This is a genomic window from Halospina denitrificans, assembly GCF_004364635.1.
Classification (GTDB): domain Bacteria; phylum Pseudomonadota; class Gammaproteobacteria; order Pseudomonadales; family Oleiphilaceae; genus Halospina; species Halospina denitrificans.
Genome location: NZ_SOAX01000003.1, coordinates 448692 through 463217 on the forward strand (window position 1 = coordinate 448692; position 14526 = coordinate 463217).

Genomic DNA, 14526 nt, shown 5'->3' on the forward strand with positions numbered 1-14526 from the left:
GGACAGGATGCGAGCCGCTAGAAGCGTGGACACTCTGGAACGGGTTCTGGCCTATATGGAAGAGTCAGGAATACCGATAACCCGGGAGGTGGAAAAAGAGGTTGTTAAAACAATCATAGGTGCGCTGGAGCGCAACGAGGATGACCTTTTCGAGACAGTCATGACCACTGTAGCAAACCGGTTTTCCCTTGCCTCACCCCACCAGCCGCCACCAACCCCGCCGATAAAACGGGGCAGCATCGGCTATGGGGACTACTGATGACCGGGCAGATCCCGCTCCTCACCCTTGCCCAGGCAGAACCAGCGGCGCATCAATGGCGCCGCACTGCCACGCTGCGCCGGGCACTGATAACAGTGGTTATCCTTGCGCAGACGCTCGTTGCCACCTACTTCATGCTCTGGATACTCCCCTACCATGGCAGTACCTACGTGGAACTGGGCATGGTTGTTACCTTTGCCATCCTCTTTGCCTGGATTTCAGTGGGTTTCTGGATTGGCGTCCTGGGTTTCTATTACCGGCGCCGGGGCGGGGATCCACTATCACTGCTTAACCAGCATTCCGAAGTAACCCTCTGCAGCACCCCGCTGGCGCGAACCGCTATTGTCATGCCGATTTACCACGAAACCGTGGAACGGTGTTTCGGGGGCATCAAGACACTGTACCGAAGCCTGGAACGAACCGGGCAGTTGCACCACTTCGATTTCTACATCCTGTCAGACAGCCGTGACCCGGATGTATGGCTCCGGGAACAGACCGCCTGGACCTCGCTGTGCGCCGAACTCGGCGCCGACAACCGGCTTTTCTACCGGCGGCGCACCCTCAACCTGAACTACAAGAGCGGCAACGTCGCGGACTTTCTGCGCCGCTGGGGGCGGCTCTACGACTACATGGTCGTGGTTGACGCCGACAGCCTGATGGAAGGCCGGACCCTGGTCCGGATGGTACAGCTGATGCAGCGTCACCCGCAGGTAGGCATCCTTCAGAGCAGCCCCACCCTGATGAACGGGCAATCGCTCTTCGCCCGGGTCCAGCAGTTTGCCAACCAGCTCTACGGGCCACTGTTCACCACGGGTTTGGCCGCCATCCAACTCGGGGACGCCGCCTTCTGGGGCCATAACGCCATCATCCGTGTCCATGCCTTCTCAGGGCACTGTGGTTTGAGAAAGCTCCCGGGATGGGGCCTGTTCAGGGGCCCGGTCATGAGCCACGATTTCGCTGAAGCGGCCTACATGGGGCGCAGCGGCTACGAAGTCTGGCTGGAACCGGCGCTCACCGGGAGTTACGAAGAATCCCCGCCAACGCTGGTGGACGAACTTGGCCGGGACAGGCGCTGGGCCAAGGGCAATATGCAGCACCTCTGGCTGATGCTGCGCAGCAAGCGGCTGCGCTTCGCTCACCGCATGGCCTTTCTCAATGGCATCATGGCCTACCTGGCCTCGCCGTTGTGGCTTTGCTTCCTGATACTGACAACCATCGAGACCACCCGCCTCACCCTATGGCCCATTGACTACTTCCCGGACCGACATCAACTCTTCCCACTGTGGCCTGAGTGGCACCCGGAATGGGCCATCGGTCTGGTCGGAACCACCCTCGCGCTCCTGTTCCTGCCCAAGTTTCTGGCCGTGGCAGACGCCCTCCTCAGTGGTCGAGCACGGGATTTCGGAGGGGGGTTCAAACTCCAGAAGAGTGTCTTTCTTGAGATCATTATCTCAGCGCTGCTGGCGCCTATCCGGATGCTGTCCCATACCCATTACGTGCTTGAGGCACTCCTGAACCGTGCCCTGAGCTGGGCAGGCCAGAACCGTTCCCTTGAGACCAGTTGGCGGGCGGCCTTCCTGAACCAGGCACCCGGAACACTCATAGCACTGAGTTGGTCGTCCTTCGCCTGGTGGCTGGATCCCATGTTTTTCCTTTGGTCCCTGCCCGTCGCGATGCCGCTTATTCTGGCGGCCCCGACCTCGGTCATTCTCAGCCGCACCCAGCTCGGCCTGGACGCACGCGAAGGGGGATGGCTGCTGATCCCGGAGGAGACCAGAGGTTCCCGCCTGCTGGACGATCTCAATCCTCCCTTGAGTCTACCCGGCGAAGCGCTGCACGAATCCGCGTTTGAGGGGGCGGTTCTCCATCCATACCTCAACGCCATACACCGACATCTGGCCCGCCCCCGCTCCGGCAAGGCACGTCGGGCGCACCTGGATGAGCTGTGCGGGAAGTGCCTCGAACTGGGGCCGGACTACCTGGACAGGCGGGAAAAAAGCCTGCTGGCGCAGGATTCGATCTCACTCGAACGGCTGCACCAACAGGCCTGGCGAGCCCCGGAGGACTCTCCGTGGCGCCGTCTGATCGACGAGCACGACCTCAGCCGACGACCGGTACACCAATCCAGGCCGGATGCAGCCAGATCGCAAAGATCACATAGATCGCCAGCCCCAGCACAATAACGATCGCGTCATTGAAGCGCGAGGCCGGAAGACGGGGGATATCCCTTGGGGTGCGGCGCTTGAGCGATATGCGGTCGGCCACCGCCCAGGCGAGGAAGCCACCGAACAGCAGCACGTCCGCCAGCATGCCGTTGGCCAGGAGGTGGCCGAGTGCCCAGGCTTTCACGGCCACCAGCATGGGATGCTTGAGGGTGCTGCTGATTTTGCCGGGAAAGTAGGTTGCGATAAACATGGGGAACGCGACCAGCATCAGCAGCATGGTGATGTGCGACATCCAGGCCGGCGCTGTATAGAGCACCACCGGATCCATGCGTGTGGCACCGTAACCCTTGATGATGAGCACCAGGCCGATGATCGCAATCACCGAGAAAATGCCCTTGAAGGGCCATTCCCCGAGGCTCCGCACCATGGCGTCGCGTTTGCCCGGGGCAACGATGGAGAGTGAATGGATTCCGAGAAAGAGTACCAGGCCGAGCACCAATAGTGTCATGACGTCATTCCTTGTTGTGGTTCAATCATTTATGGCACCCGAACACACTACCCTGAAACACAATATCCGCAACCCCTGAAACAGGGAAAGCGGGGCAGGTGGCCCCGCTCCGCCATCCCCATCAGCGAAGAACGCCCCGCTTCTCCAGGCGCTCCATGTTGTTGACCATCGCCCAGCGCCCACCGTTTTCCTCGACCCGTTTTTCCCAGGAAGCCAGGCGCTGTTCGTATTCCTGCGGGTTCTCGTTATCACTGCGCTGGCGCTTCACGTTGATCGCCACCACCTGAACGTCACTCAGGTTCAGCTTCATGTCACGCTCAAGCCTGGGCGGCACGTCCTCGTGCAGGTCCGACAGGAGAAACAGGTGCTTCTCTCCGGCATCAACCTGTTCCAGGTAGTCCCGCGCCAGCAGCACACCGCCAGTGATATCGCTGTGGTAGCTGGGCGTCTGGAAATTCTCCATGAACCCGGTGACTCGCCGCTGGAAGACCCGCTTCTGCTGACTGGCGACACTGGGGCGCTCGTCAAAAGTCACCTGGGCAACGATGTTGCGCTCGGTGAAGCTGCTGTTGTCGATGAAGCCGACCGCCAGCGAGTCCCCGGTGTCCAGCTGTGACAGCAGGTAGTTGGTCAGCCGGCGCGCCTGGTCCCGCTCGGCGGCATAGCTGTCGGAAATATCCATCAGGACAAAGGCCGCCCGGCTGTGGTTGGTTGGTTCAGCGCATCCGAACAGCAACAGGCTCAGCAGCACGGCGGTGATCAGGCGCAGCCCCTGAAGGGCCACGCGTATTTTGGGGTTGGTTACATCGATCATGGCTCAGGCCTCCCCGGTTGTGAGTGGCAGTTCCGCCTCAGCAAGCTCGGACTCATCTGTTTCCTTGCGGCGACGCTGGCTCTTGGCCGCTTTACCCGGCTTGCGCTTTTCACCCTCTTTCGCCTCGGTTGCCTCGGGCGCCTGCTCGGTTACTTCCGGCTCGCGCTGTTGCGGCGCCCTCGCATCCAGACGGGACTTCACCATCCGCTCAATGCTCAGCGGCACCATGATGAAAACGTCGTACAGGTTCACCAGCATCTTGCTCAGGTGATTCGAAAACCCGCCGATCAGGCGCAGTGTGACGCGCAGCGTGCGGAGAACACCCAGGGCAACCAGGCCCAGGACGGTGCGCAGCGAGTGCATGAACGACTCCAGCGGAATACCCACGAATGCCAATGCAAACGGCAGGATGAAACCGAGCATCATCTGGCCGATGGAGGGAATCCAGCGGAACTGGGACTCGGCCGCTTCCGCGCCCGCCAGGGACCCGGCCAGGGCTTCACGATCCAGTGCCAGCAGATCACGCATATAGGCCAGTGAGGACTCGATCCCTGCGAAGATCACCAGGATCGTCAGCGCCGCAATCCCCATGTACTTGCGCATACGGTCGTCCAGGTTGCGGATAACCGGAAACAGCTTCGTGACCTGCAGTGCTTCGAGCAGGAAGAGCCCCATGGTGATCTCCACCATGATGATCACCAGCGCCGCGATGTCCGACGTAGGCATGGAACCGATGTAGCTGTTACCGCCCACCATCTCGGCCATGGGCATGGCGATCAGATGGAAGTTGATGATGCCGCCGAAGGCCGCAATGGTCAGCACCAGGCTGGAGATGAAGAACTGTGTCAGCGAGGACGAGGTCAGCGCGTTAACCGCCTTGTTCTCGCCCTTGCGCATGCTTTCATACTCATCCATGCGCCGGTCGATGGTCTTGGCGCTGTCTTCCAGGCCGGTGATGGTCTGCTGGACCTTCTGCATGTTCTGGTTCAGCGACCGCCATTCCGGGCGCATGCTCTTGAGGATGCCGTGACGTTCGTTGGTGTCGTCCTGGTACGCCTTGAGCGTCTGCTCATGGGAGTTCTCCACGACTTCCTTGATGTTCTCAAGGATATTCGCCACGGCCGGATCCCCCGAGCTGGGCAGGTTCTTGATGGTATCCATCACCTCCTGCCAGGCCGGCGGCAGTGGCTTGTTCTCGATCGAGTTGTGATAGTCCGACTCGATCCTGTCCAGGGTCTCGGTGAGCTTGCGGTGCAGCACCGGATACTGGCTCAGGTCCCGCTCGACGATGGTATTCACGCGAACGAATTCACGCTCGATGGCGTTTTCCGCCTCTTCACGGCCCTGGGCCAGGAGCACGTCGTTGTTGCGCTTGATCACCCGCTCTTCAAGCTGGCGAATGCTGCCGCTGGCAACACGCAGTGTGCCGTGGATGGCACGGCCCGTGCTGCGCAGCAACTGGTGCGCATGCGGGCGGCCCGCATAGAGCAGGGTAATGATGATCACCAGCCAGATCGCCAGGGACAGGGCCGGTGAAGCAGACCAGATTGTGAGCATGTCGGTGAACATGATGTTCCCCCTCGTTTCATGGTTTAAAAGCCCGGCAGACACCCGTCTGCCGCTTCGACACCTGAAGTATCCGTAATGCCGGTGAATAATCTGTGAGTAACCAACAACCGAAGGGCAAACTTTGTTGGCTTTCTGTAGCACGGGCGCTGGGGCGGCGCTGCGCTGCTACACTCGAGACAGAATCGTGACTGAAAAGTAACCACCAATGGCCACCATTTTCTGGGTTGAAGACCAGTCCCACTGGGTCGACAGGTTCCGGCCCGTGCTGGAAGCCACCGAATTTGATGACCGCCCCACGGAGGTCCGGGTCTTCAAGTTCGCGGAGGCGGCCTGCCAGCACATCCGTCTGGCGGATGCCAGCAACGGACCGGACCTGGCCCTTCTGGACGCCAACATGAACGGTAACCACGAGGCCGGTTTCTCGGTCTCCCGCGCCCTGCTGCGCAAGTGGCCGGACCTGCCGATCATCTACCTGTCCGAGCACAGCGGCACCGGCATTGAGCAGCAGGCCATCGAGACCAACGGCGCCCAGGACTTCATCGCCAAGCACCAGCACAACATCGAGCAGGTGCTGTGCTGGCGCATCCGGGCCACCCTGCGCCAGAAGACCATGAAACAGCCCGGGCAGGCGCAATCCGGCAATGTATTGAAAAGCGGCGACCTGACCCTGGATACCACCACCTGGGAGGCCTACTGGAATGGGCAGAAACTGATGAACCCGACCAACTCCAGACGCCCCCTGCCCCCGACACCGCGCAAGATACTGCGCTATCTGGTGGAAGCCTCGCCCACGCCCCTGAGTACCCTGCAGGTGGCGGACAAGCTGGATGCGGACCCGGAGCGCTTCTCCTACGCCAACTACCGTCAGCACATCCGTACCCTGCGCCGCTCCATCGACCAGGCCATGGGTGGCCAGGAGCGTTTTTTCGAGTTGTGCCGGGATGGTGAGGGCATCGTCACTTTCGGCGATGAAGGCGCCTACTGCTGGAAGCCGGTTACAGGAGTGAACGCATGAAGGACGAAACCGTCGAGGCGCCTGACGACCAGGTCCGCAACATCACCTTTCCCTGGCCAGGCACCCTGGGCGCCCTCGCGGCGATCAGCTACCTGTTGCTCACCCTCAAGCCGTCACTGGCCGCCTTCTACGGGTTGCCCGACCTCTGGTTCCAGCCAGATCTGGGCGTCCCGGTCGCAGGCGCCGTCATGATCGTCATACTTTTCGACCTGCGCCGCTACCACCGGGAATTCGTTCGACAACGCGCCGACCTCAAGGGCCTGAAGCAGGAGGTCCAGGAGCTCTGGGAGAGCAAGAAACGCCTTCAGCTCAAGGCGCATACCTATTCCGACCACGCGGACAAGCTCAAGCGCTTCATCAGCGACAAACTGCTGGAGTACATCGAGTACGACGAGAAGTTCCTGCACTTCAAGAGCATCGCCGCCGAGGTCCGCCACAATGGCGTTATCAGCTTCGATAAGGTCCAGACCACCCTGCAACGGATCGAAGACGAGGCCGATGCCCCGGAACAGGTTTCGGACGTACGGGCAGCCCGAGACGCCATGCGCTACCTCTGGGACCTGCTCGACCTGTCCACCGCCGACAACCTGGCCCTGCACATCGGCAACCTGCTGTGCGAGTGTGAGGAACACTACTACCAGCAGGTGCTCAACACCGAGGACGACGAAGCCCCCCTGCCTTACGACCCGGTCTACTCCCCCCGCCGAGCCGCCTGGCGGGCCCTGGACCAGGTCTGTCACAAGGGGCTTCCCGAGCCCTTGGATGAAGCGGATTACGTGCTGGACGACGGCCAGTGGCACATTCAATTGGCGCCGGTGAACGCCCTGCTCGGCAACGAGAACCACCTGGTCCTGTTGCTGGAGAACCTGCTCAAGAACGCCCAGTTCTATTCCCGCAAACGCGGCTACAACAGCCCCTTCGCCCCGGTGGCCATGACCCTGACTGAACACCAGGGCAATGCGCGCCTGCGCATTTACAACCGGGGCCCGCACATCCGCGACGAAGACCGCCAGAACCTCTTCCAACTGGGTTTTTCCACCCGCCGCGCCCGGGACCACCATGGGCGGGGCCTGGGGCTCTACTTCGTCAATGAGATCGTGAAGGGGTATGAAGGTCATATCGCGGTTCATAACATTGAAACGCCCGAGGCCCAGTACGCAGTGCGTATTGAGCTGGAAAACGGCGAGGTGATGACCGAGTTGGTGGACGTGGCGGTTGAAGACGGCAAGCCCCGCTGCCGGGTCGGGGACAACGAGGCCTCAGCCACCTGGGACTGGACCTTCCCCGCGCCCCTTCGCAGCGTGGAAGTCACCACCACCGGCAACCAGACCACACAGCGCCTGGAAGACTTCGCCAGCAAGGGCAAGCAGGGCCGCTTCGACCCCGGCAACCCGGAACGCCCGCAATGGCGCATCAGCTACCAGCCCAAGCGCAATGCCCACCAGCTCGTGTTTGAACCCCTGGACATCAGTGGCGTGGAATTCGATATCCGCCTGCCCACGGCCCAACAGCGGCTGGACAATTCCGAGCTGGCGCTGGACGACGACATCGACGCGGAAGTGGAGCGGCTGGACGAGCATTTCCGCTCCCCCGAAGCCGGGCATTGAAACCCAAACCGCCATTAAAAAGAGTCGCCACGACAGCCTGAAAAGCGCTATTCTGGTAATCCGCTGTTAATCAGTCATGACCGGAGGCGGACCGTGCGCCCACTCATCGGTATCACCGCTTGCACCCGAACCGTTTCCGGGGTCGCCAGTCACTGCGTGCAGAACAAGTACGTTGAGGCGGTTGCCGAGGCAGCCCAGGCCACACCGATACTGATTCCAGCCCTGGGGGAGACCACTGATGTATCCGGGCTGTTGTCCCGCCTTGACGGCATTCTCGCTACGGGCAGCTCGACCGGCGTCGACCCGAGGCGCTATGGCGGCAATCCCCGTGAACAGAGCCCCGAGGGCCTCGATATAGCGCGGGACGCCACTACCCTGCCCCTGCTTCGAGAGGCGGTCCGTTCCAGCGTTCCGGTACTGGCCATCTGCCGGGGGCATCAGGAGCTGAATGTGGCCCTTGGCGGAACACTTCATCAGTTCGTCCAGTCAGTGCCTGGCAAGCGTGATCACCGGGAAGATGAGAGTGTGCCGGAAGAGCAGCGATATGGGCCTTCCCATTCGGTGTCGCTGAGGAGCGACGGTTATCTCGCCAGGCTATTCCAGACCGACAGCATAGCCGTCAACTCACTCCACGAGCAGGGAATCGATACCCTTGCGCCCGAGCTCATAGCCGAGGCCTGGACGGAGGATGGCTTGGTCGAGGCGATCCGTGCGCCCCAGGCCCCGGCGTTCACCATCGGTGTGCAATGGCATCCCGAGTGGCAGGCAGCCCACACGCCCTACTCAAGGGAACTCTTCCAGGCGTTCGCCAGCGCCTGCCGGACACGAGCGAGCGACCGCAATGCGTCAGTCGTCGGCTAGCCCCAATCGCCGCTGAGCGGCCTGGAGAATGAACTCGAATAGCTGGGGGTACTCGTATCCCCCGTAGCGCATTGCGCTCGCCAGCATCCCTTCCTCGCCCCACATCGGATGGGCGTTCACGTCGATCAGATGCGGCGCCCCATCCTGATCAACCCGAAAATCGAAACGCGCGTAATCACGGCACCCGATGCGCTCGAACAGACGCTTCGCATGCGTCATCATCTGTTCGTTCAGTGCCCCGGCGTCACTTTGCCGCAAGCGCACGGAACGCCAGTAGAGCGAGTGCGGATCGTTTTTGGATTCGTGGGTCAGTATGGGGGCGTGGCTATCACCGAGGGACGAAAAGTCGATTTCGATCGGTGGCAGCGCCAACAGGTCAATACCCGGATTGCCAACAACCGCGACACTGTATTCGGGGCCGGGAAGATACTCCTGCAGCAGCAGTAACGGGTTATTCAGTTCCACACGCAACTTTTCAATGACCTCCCGGGCTTCCCGGGCATTATGCACAATCGAGGCATCCGAAATACCAATACTGCCGTCTCCGGCATTGGGTTTGATGAAGCTCGGAAAGAATTCAATGTCCGTGATCCCGCTCCCGGAGGCATCCAGTAACCGGCCCTCCGGCACAGGAATCCCGAGATCCCGCGCCAGGGCGTAGACCAGGAACTTGTGATGACAGAGGGCCATGCACTCGGGTGAGGCGCCAACGTAGGGTAATTCCAGCATTTCGAGCATGGCCGCGACATGGGCCTGGTGCTCGGGCTTATTGCGGTACCCGGTATTGCACAGATTGAGCACCAGGAATGGTTTCGCGGTGCGCAGAGACTCCCAGAGCTGATCATGGTCGTCCAGGAGCCGGAACTGGTAATTGCTGAGCGTAGCGAGCACCTCTTCAAGCCGTTCAACGGCCTGAAAATCATGTGCATCAAAAGCGTTGCTTGGATTGTATTGATACGGCAATCGGGGATCACCCAATAAAACCGCTACATCCCTGGATTGTGTCACGTCTTCAGCCCCCTCCATGTCCAGCCGTTCCGCCACTATCATTGATACGTGGCGCCGATGTATTGACCCGCGTCAAACACTGGCCTTCAAACCTCTCACTGGCGGAGAAACTTGCTATAAAGCACCAACGGATTAGCATGGGGCGATGCTGCAGGAGGACGATGTACCATGAACACACCGTATACGAGAAATGACTCCAAAGCCGAACTCCGTGAAGCCCTTGTGCGTACAGCCATGGAAATGAACCGCAAGGGCCTCAACCAGGGCCGTTCCGGCAACGTCAGCGCCCGGTTTGAGGAGGGCATGCTGATCACCGCTTCCGGGTGCCATTTCGACGAAATCACACCGGAGCATATTGTGGAGACGGATCTGGACGGCCATTACAGGGGCCCGCTCAAACCCTCCAGCGAGCGCTCCTTCCATGCGGCCATCTATCGCCACCGGCCGGACGCCGGGGCCGTGGTCCACGTACATTCGCCCTGGGCTACGACAATCGCCTGCATGCGCCGGCCTATTCCCGCCTTCCACTACATGGTTGCCGTTGCCGGCGGGAAGGATATCCCCTGTGTTCCCTACGCCACCTTCGGAACGGACGAGCTCGCCGGACATGTGGGCAACGCCATGGCCAATCGGGACGCCTGCCTGATGGCCAACCACGGCCAGGTTACACTCGCGAACAGCGTCCCGGCGGCGCTGGATCTGGCCATGGAGGTGGAGCTGCTGGCACGCTGCTACGGGCAGGCCCTGAGCATCGGAGAGCCGTCCATACTCGATGACGGCCAGATGGACGAAGTACTCAACCGCTTTCAGAGCTATCGCGGAAACGCTCAAGCCAGCGACCAACGCTGAATCAGGGGCTGTATATGATCTGGTTTCTGACGGCACTGATCATCGCCATTATAGGGATAACCCTGTTGTTGCGGGGCAAAAGCCTTGCCTACCTGGACTCGGAACCCCTCACACCGGCGGAGCACAATCCTTCACCCGCGCATCGTGAGGCGCTCCGGATGATCCGGGAAATGAACCGGGCCGGTAAGGGACTGCGCGGCAGGGAGCGGCTCAATGCAATGCGGGCATTTATGGACAGCATGAGCGATGGGCTTGCGCTCGTCTCTGAGTTCCGCCCAGCTCAGCCAGAGACGGCCCCCAGGGGTGAATGGGTAATCGCCCCGAACGCCAGGCCTTCCCGCCGGATCCTCTACATCCATGGCGGCGCCTGGATGGCGGGGAGCCCCAGGAGTCACCGGGCCATAACGGACCGATTATCCCAACTCGCCAATGCCTGCGTATTTGCCGTGGATTACCGTCTGATGCCGGAACACCGATACCGGGATGGACTCAGGGATTGCCAGTCCGCGTACCAGTGGCTGCTGGGCAATGGCCCCGACGGGCCGGCAACCGCTGAGTTCATGGCAGTGGCGGGTGACTCCGCGGGCGGAAATCACACCCTGTCGCTGATTGCCTGGATCAAGGAGCAGCACCTGCAACAACCGGATGCGGCGGTAGCCCTCTCGCCCTCGACGGACCTGACATTCACCGCTCCCAGCCTCAGGAATAACGTCAAAACAGACCCCCTCCTGGGTCCTGCCTTCCGCCCTTTAACCCGGCTGCCCCTGCCGCTGTTGTGGTGGGGAACATTCCTTTTCTTCCGGATGTCTCCTTCCAATCCCCTGCTTTCTCCTTTGCGCGCGGACCTTTCCGGGCTGCCCCCAACCCTCATTCACGTCAGCGATTCCGAAATGCTCGTCGACGATGCCCGCCGCTACACCCACAAGGCCCGCGCTGCCGGATCGCCGGTGGAACTCAGGATCTGGCCCGGCATGTTCCATGTCTGGCACATCTTCACACCCTGGCTGCCGGAAGCTGATGACGCGATGAAAGAAATCGGTGATTTCCTGAACCGGAGTGAACAACTGGAGGCACAATAATGGATGTTGACCTCACCAAATGGGACCGTAATTTCAGGCGCGCCCTGCTCGGCGCAGCGGTGGTCTTCGGCCTTCTTGACTACTGGTTCAGCGGCGACAACCTATGGTTCCGCGCCGGATTTGTCATAACCGTTGCCGGCCTGGTTGGCTATTTCACCAATTTCCTGGCCATCAAGATGCTGTTCCAGCCCAAGCAGGGCCAGGTTCTCGGCTGGCAGGGGCTGGTGCCCAAGAACAAGGACCAGATCGCAAAGAGTCTTGCCCAGAGCGTTCAGAAACAGCTGCTCTCGCCCGACATCATCCTTGCCTACATCCAGGAACGGGACCTGATCGAGTCGGGCACCAACACCATTGCCGACTGGATCGACCGCAACCTGCAGGATCCGGAAGTGCGCACCCGCATCACCCGCCTGCTGGTGGACCTGATGCAGGACAGGGGGCCGGAGGCCCTCACCCGCTCCATGGATTACGTGGAGGAAGCCCTGAAGGCGGCGGCGCGCAACCCGGAGGCCATTGATGCCTGGTGGCAGGAAATCCGCGGGGAAATACAGGCATTCCTGGAATCACCGGAAAACCGGGTCTGGCTCGCCAATAACGCCCGGCAACTGCTACAGCAGGAAATTCCCCGGATTTCCGACTGGCTGAACAAAGCTCTGGAGAACTACCTCAGGGAGAAACGGCGGCTGGGCAGTGTCGGTCTTGGCATCAAGAACATCTTCTCCTTCGATCAGGACGCCATCAGCCAGATCCTGGAGCGTTTTGCCAGCGACGAGGGTGTCTCGGACGACTTCATGACTCTGCTGGATGCGGTCGTCGACGAACTTCAGCGCGAGCTGGAATCACCAGAGGTACAGCAGGCAATCCAGGCCCGGCTGGAAACCTGGATTGACCGGGTTGGCACCACCTTCCGGGACCGGGTACTGCCCGCCCTGATCAAACAGACCGACAACTACCTCAACGATGAAGCGAACTGGCACCAGATCGAGGAAACGCTCATCAACGCCCTTCAGTGGACGAAGAAGCAGGCCCTGTCCGTGCTCAATTCCGACGCGGGCCAGGCATGGATTACCCGTGTCATCGAGCGGGCCGTGCACCAGCTGAACGTGACCAATCTGGTGGAGGAACAGGTCAAAAGCCTGGACACCGACGAACTGGAAAAGATGGTGCTCGACAACACGGGCGGCAACCTTACCGTTATCCAGGTTCTCGGTGGCTGCCTGGGGGTGATTGCCGGGACCGTCCAGGTCCACATTGCCTTTGCTGTCCCCATTGGCGGACTGCTTGCCGTGGTCTGGGTAGCCTGGCGGCTCAACGAACGCCGGTGTGCGAGGGCAGAGCAGCCCTGGCCGGGAGCTTGACGTCCTGGAAAAACGGGGCATCAACGCTCCCGAGCGTCGGATCCTTTTACACACAAGAGCAGAGTTAAATCTGCTCGCTGCGGGAAGCATCGTATAGCTCGCCGAAAGCCCGGGGTTTACCGGAATCTGGCTCGAAATTTGTATCTTTCTGGTTGATGCAGATATTTGGACTGTTATCTGCGGGGTTTTGAACACCCCTTACCAGGGAAAAGGTGCAAAGACAGACATGAGCTACGACTTCCCTGCCGGCGTCAGTCGGAATTCCACCAGCTCAGCTCGGGTTCCCCGCGCACTGGTCCCAGCCTTACTGCTTCCTTTACTGACACTGAGCGGATGCCACGACGATTCGTCAGGCCATAATGATAATCAACCCCCGCAGACACAAACTCTCAGCGGCGTCGTTTACAACGGCCGAGTAGCGGGCGCGACCCTTGTTATCACGGATGACAGCCCGAGCCAGACACAGCTTCAAACCACGACCGCAGACGATGGCAGTTTCAGCCTGGAGGTTCAAAGCGCCGACCCGAGCTATCGGATCGAGACCAGCAGCGGCACACTCAACGGCCAGGACTATCAGGGTCAGTTGGTGGCACTGTGCTCTGACAGCCCCTGCCACGTCACGCCCTATTCCACCGTCGTCGAATCAATGGTCAGGCTCCATGGTTTCAATACGGGTGATGCAAAAGCCCATCTCTCCAGTCTCCTGCAGTTTGATGGCGACCCATTCGCGCGGGAACTACGTGGCGACCCGGTGGCTGCGACGGACTGGGATATGGCAGGCGTTCGCAGCGCAATTGATAACGGCAGAAGCCTGCAGTCGTGGGTCACTGACATGCTCGATTGGGTCCAGCAACCGGGATCTCCCGCACCCGTCGGACCAACCGATGATGACGGTGGGACCGGGGATGATGGCGGAACCGGAGATGACGGTGGAACCGGGGATGACGGTGGAACCGGGGATGACGGTGGAACCGGGGATGACGGTGGAACCGACGATGACGATGGATCCGACGATGACGGTGGGTCCGACGATGACGGTGGGTCCGACGATGACGGTGGGTCCGACGATGACGGTGGAACCGGGGATGACGGTGGAACCGGGGATGACGACGGGGACAAGGATGACGACGGGGACAAGGATGACGACGGAGACAAGGATGACGACGGAGACAAGGATGACGACGGGGACAAGGATAACGACGGGGACAAGGATGACGACGGAGACAAGGATAACGACGGGGACAAGGATAACGACGGGGACAAGGATGACGACGGGGACAAGGATAACGACGGGGACAAGGATGACGACGGGGACAAGGATAACGACGGGGACAAGGATAACGACGGGGACAAGGATGACGACGGGGACGATGACGGCGACGGGGGTAACGGATTCCCCCCTAGCTGGTTCGAGCAATTCTGGTAGGGGAACCG

13 protein-coding genes are annotated in these 14526 nt (G+C 60.8%); 9 read left to right on the forward strand and 4 right to left on the reverse strand.

The features are described 5' to 3' along the window. The first annotated feature begins 7 nt into the window (after nucleotides 1-7). Together DES49_RS08990 and mdoH are read left to right on the forward strand one after the other, a co-directional pair. On the forward strand, nucleotides 8-259 hold the full coding sequence (locus DES49_RS08990) for a hypothetical protein (RefSeq protein WP_133736062.1): 252 nt from the start codon (nucleotides 8-10) through the stop codon (nucleotides 257-259). Then, nucleotides 259-2442 carry a glucans biosynthesis glucosyltransferase MdoH gene (gene mdoH, locus DES49_RS08995; RefSeq protein ID WP_133736063.1) on the forward strand — a complete coding sequence of 728 codons (2184 nt, stop codon included), beginning with the start codon at nucleotides 259-261 and terminating at the stop codon, nucleotides 2440-2442. The genes DES49_RS08990 and mdoH overlap by 1 nt, the downstream gene beginning before the upstream one ends. Here mdoH and DES49_RS09000 read toward each other — a convergent pair. The 3 genes from DES49_RS09000 to DES49_RS09010 form a co-directional block, all read right to left on the reverse strand. Next, on the reverse strand, nucleotides 2360-2932 hold the full coding sequence (locus DES49_RS09000) for an NnrU family protein (RefSeq protein WP_133736064.1): 573 nt from the start codon (nucleotides 2930-2932) through the stop codon (nucleotides 2360-2362). The genes mdoH and DES49_RS09000 overlap by 83 nt on opposite strands. A gap of 121 nt (nucleotides 2933-3053) precedes the next feature. Beyond that, on the reverse strand, nucleotides 3054-3746 hold the full coding sequence (locus DES49_RS09005) for a VWA domain-containing protein (RefSeq protein WP_133736065.1): 693 nt from the start codon (nucleotides 3744-3746) through the stop codon (nucleotides 3054-3056). A gap of 3 nt (nucleotides 3747-3749) precedes the next feature. Further along, nucleotides 3750-5315 carry a hypothetical protein gene (locus DES49_RS09010; protein WP_133736066.1) on the reverse strand — a complete coding sequence of 522 codons (1566 nt, stop codon included), beginning with the start codon at nucleotides 5313-5315 and terminating at the stop codon, nucleotides 3750-3752. A gap of 205 nt (nucleotides 5316-5520) precedes the next feature. Here DES49_RS09010 and DES49_RS09015 point away from each other — a divergent pair, with 205 nt between their 5' ends. From DES49_RS09015 to DES49_RS09025, 3 genes are all read left to right on the forward strand, one after another. Then, on the forward strand, nucleotides 5521-6330 hold the full coding sequence (locus DES49_RS09015) for a response regulator transcription factor (protein WP_133736067.1): 810 nt from the start codon (nucleotides 5521-5523) through the stop codon (nucleotides 6328-6330). Next, the gene (locus tag DES49_RS09020; RefSeq protein ID WP_133736068.1) at nucleotides 6327-7937 is read left to right on the forward strand and encodes an ATP-binding protein; all 1611 of its coding nucleotides are present in this window, start codon (nucleotides 6327-6329) and stop codon (nucleotides 7935-7937) included. Before DES49_RS09015 ends, DES49_RS09020 begins: the two co-directional genes overlap by 4 nt. A 93-nt stretch (nucleotides 7938-8030) precedes the next feature. Beyond that, a complete protein-coding gene (locus tag DES49_RS09025; protein WP_133736069.1) occupies nucleotides 8031-8798 on the forward strand; it encodes a gamma-glutamyl-gamma-aminobutyrate hydrolase family protein in 768 nt (255 codons plus the stop codon). Here the strand turns inward: DES49_RS09025 and DES49_RS09030 are convergent. Beyond that, complete coding sequence (locus DES49_RS09030; RefSeq protein ID WP_166646047.1) at nucleotides 8784-9761, reverse strand: D-alanine--D-alanine ligase family protein; 978 nt, start codon at nucleotides 9759-9761, stop codon at nucleotides 8784-8786. The genes DES49_RS09025 and DES49_RS09030 overlap by 15 nt on opposite strands. Nucleotides 9762-9974: 213 nt before the next feature. On the opposite strand from DES49_RS09030, the gene DES49_RS09035 reads away from it, so the two are divergent. The 4 genes from DES49_RS09035 to DES49_RS15495 all read left to right on the forward strand — a co-directional run bounded on the left by DES49_RS09035 (nucleotide 9975) and on the right by DES49_RS15495 (nucleotide 14518). Continuing rightward, a complete protein-coding gene (locus DES49_RS09035) occupies nucleotides 9975-10655 on the forward strand; it encodes a class II aldolase/adducin family protein (RefSeq protein ID WP_133736071.1) in 681 nt (226 codons plus the stop codon). A 14-nt stretch (nucleotides 10656-10669) separates the two neighbouring features. Beyond that, nucleotides 10670-11734 (forward strand): alpha/beta hydrolase, encoded by a 1065-nt coding sequence (locus tag DES49_RS09040; protein WP_133736072.1) that lies wholly within the window; start codon nucleotides 10670-10672, stop codon nucleotides 11732-11734. Beyond that, complete coding sequence (locus DES49_RS09045) at nucleotides 11734-13092, forward strand: DUF445 family protein (RefSeq protein ID WP_133736073.1); 1359 nt, start codon at nucleotides 11734-11736, stop codon at nucleotides 13090-13092. The genes DES49_RS09040 and DES49_RS09045 overlap by 1 nt, the downstream gene beginning before the upstream one ends. A gap of 226 nt (nucleotides 13093-13318) precedes the next feature. After that, on the forward strand, nucleotides 13319-14518 hold the full coding sequence (locus tag DES49_RS15495; protein WP_166646048.1) for a hypothetical protein: 1200 nt from the start codon (nucleotides 13319-13321) through the stop codon (nucleotides 14516-14518). The last annotated feature ends 8 nt before the right edge of the window (nucleotides 14519-14526 follow it).

Coding starts and splice junctions, on each gene's coding strand:
- DES49_RS09015 (WP_133736067.1), top strand. CDS start 5,521: ATGGCCACCATTTTCTGGGTTGAAGACCAGTCCCACTGGGTCGACAGG.
- DES49_RS09010 (WP_133736066.1), bottom strand. CDS start 5,315: ATGTTCACCGACATGCTCACAATCTGGTCTGCTTCACCGGCCCTGTCC.
- mdoH (WP_133736063.1), top strand. CDS start 259: ATGACCGGGCAGATCCCGCTCCTCACCCTTGCCCAGGCAGAACCAGCG.
- DES49_RS09000 (WP_133736064.1), bottom strand. CDS start 2,932: ATGACACTATTGGTGCTCGGCCTGGTACTCTTTCTCGGAATCCATTCA.
- DES49_RS15495 (WP_166646048.1), top strand. CDS start 13,319: ATGAGCTACGACTTCCCTGCCGGCGTCAGTCGGAATTCCACCAGCTCA.
- DES49_RS08990 (WP_133736062.1), top strand. CDS start 8: ATGCGAGCCGCTAGAAGCGTGGACACTCTGGAACGGGTTCTGGCCTAT.
- DES49_RS09045 (WP_133736073.1), top strand. CDS start 11,734: ATGGATGTTGACCTCACCAAATGGGACCGTAATTTCAGGCGCGCCCTG.
- DES49_RS09035 (WP_133736071.1), top strand. CDS start 9,975: ATGAACACACCGTATACGAGAAATGACTCCAAAGCCGAACTCCGTGAA.
- DES49_RS09020 (WP_133736068.1), top strand. CDS start 6,327: ATGAAGGACGAAACCGTCGAGGCGCCTGACGACCAGGTCCGCAACATC.
- DES49_RS09005 (WP_133736065.1), bottom strand. CDS start 3,746: ATGATCGATGTAACCAACCCCAAAATACGCGTGGCCCTTCAGGGGCTG.
- DES49_RS09040 (WP_133736072.1), top strand. CDS start 10,670: ATGATCTGGTTTCTGACGGCACTGATCATCGCCATTATAGGGATAACC.